The sequence below is a fragment of the Pallidibacillus thermolactis genome, from assembly GCF_025660415.1.
Lineage (GTDB): Bacteria > Bacillota > Bacilli > Bacillales > Caldibacillaceae > Pallidibacillus > Pallidibacillus thermolactis.
This window is the reverse complement of the sequence record NZ_JAOUSE010000100.1, coordinates 1-1,747: the sequence shown is the minus strand read 5'-3', so window position 1 is coordinate 1,747 and position 1,747 is coordinate 1. Positions and strand designations below refer to the sequence as shown.

At 30.6% G+C, this 1,747-nt stretch carries 1 protein-coding gene; it reads right to left on the bottom strand.

Going from position 1 to position 1,747, the window contains the following annotated elements; genetic code table 11:
- Positions 1-164: 164 nt before the first annotated feature.
- Positions 165-1,121, bottom strand: a complete 957-nt coding sequence (corA, locus tag OEV82_RS16020) for a magnesium/cobalt transporter CorA (RefSeq protein ID WP_173662173.1) — start codon at positions 1,119-1,121, stop codon at positions 165-167.
- Between the last annotated feature and the right edge of the window lie 626 nt (positions 1,122-1,747).

Below are 1,747 nucleotides of genomic sequence, written 5' to 3'. Positions count from 1 at the left end.
TGTTTGCTTTACACTCAGGTTGATCACTCCAGTTTTCCCCCTAATAATTATTAGGGTTATTTTCCTATAGAGTGGCTCAGTTTTCAATTGCTATTGTGGCTCACTTTTAAGTTACCATATACAACCTTTTGCTTTAATATACGAGTTTGGGTTAATAAGTTTTCTTAAAACCATCCTTTCCTTTTAAACCAAAAATACATAGAAATACCGATTCCTCCCATTAAACAAAGCGAGAAAAAATATCCATATTTCCATGTTAATTCAGGCATATTTTCAAAGTTCATTCCATAAATCCCTGCAATTAATGTCAAGGGAGCAAAAATAGAAGTAATAATAGTAAGTACTTTCATAACATTATTCGTTTGATGGGTATTAAGAGAAATATAACTATCTCTAATATCTGCTGTTATTTCACGATTAGACATCACCATCTCAGATAATTTTAATAGTGCATCATATATATCGGAAAAATATTCTCTTCTATTCCAGATCTCGTACAAATGATGGGAATTTAACATTCGATAAAGTAAATCACGCATCGGGTTAATTGTATGACGCAAATTTAACAACATATGTCTTATATCAAACAATTCATTCATTAAATCGTTCATAGACTTATGGTGTCGATTGTGCTCTATTCGATCTAATTCATCCTCTATGTTATAGATTATTGGAAAATAGTTGTCGACAATCTTATCTAATATTTGATAAAAAACGTAATATGAATCCCATTTTTCAATGTTATTTGCACCACACAACCTATCCCACACTTGTGAAATTTCCAAAGCAGGCATACGATGAAAACTAACGATAAAATTTGCCCCCACGAAAAAATTTAATTCATTTTTAATAAGTTCACTACTTTCTTTTAGGACGGAATGGGTAACATAAAACGTATGATTTTCATAATAATCTAATTTTGGTCGATGTAGCCTTTGGACACAATCTTCTATGGCTAAAGGATGAAAATGAAACGTAGTAGATAAATGTTCAATTTCCTTATCCGTCGGTTCATGAAAATCAGCCCAAAACCATTTATAATTCGAGAAGTTTATTTCATTAATATTCTCAGTATGGATTTCTAGTTTATGTTCTTCCGTTATACCAATAACTTTAATCATTAAAACGTCTCCTTAATAAGGATAAGCCTTTTTTTCACATAATTCCCTAAACTTATTGAACTATTCTTTGAATCTTCCGTATAAGTGTTTCAAAATGGCCATTACACCTTCTTCTTTCTTCGAACAACATAAACTATACCTTCTTGAAAAGATCCACTCTGATAATCGAACCAGAGCATAGTTCAAATACAAAATGAAATGGAATCCACTTATGTCACAGAGGGCAATATTATATTAAAGAGTTGAAATAGATCTTTAGCATGAGCTAATTTGTAACGTTTATGAAGAGTTTTAAGATAAAATAAGGTGGTTTAGAATGTTTGGGAAAATAATGTATGACACTTCACAGAAGTCGAAAAAAACTTAACTAACCTAATCGCAATCAAAGATCAGTTAATGAAATTGACTACTTGTACCAATATTCTCCATCTCCTCTATATAGAGTAAAAGAGATCTTTTTATAAAAGATAGATAAATGAAACATTTAAGCAATAAGTTAACTTTGTATTTGGCAAGTAAAAAATGTATGATTTGGCATTTAAAATTGTATGCCACTTGCCAAATCCTTTTATCCATGTAGTAAGGATTCTTTATAACGGAAACTATCACCTGTAAAGAGTAGTAAA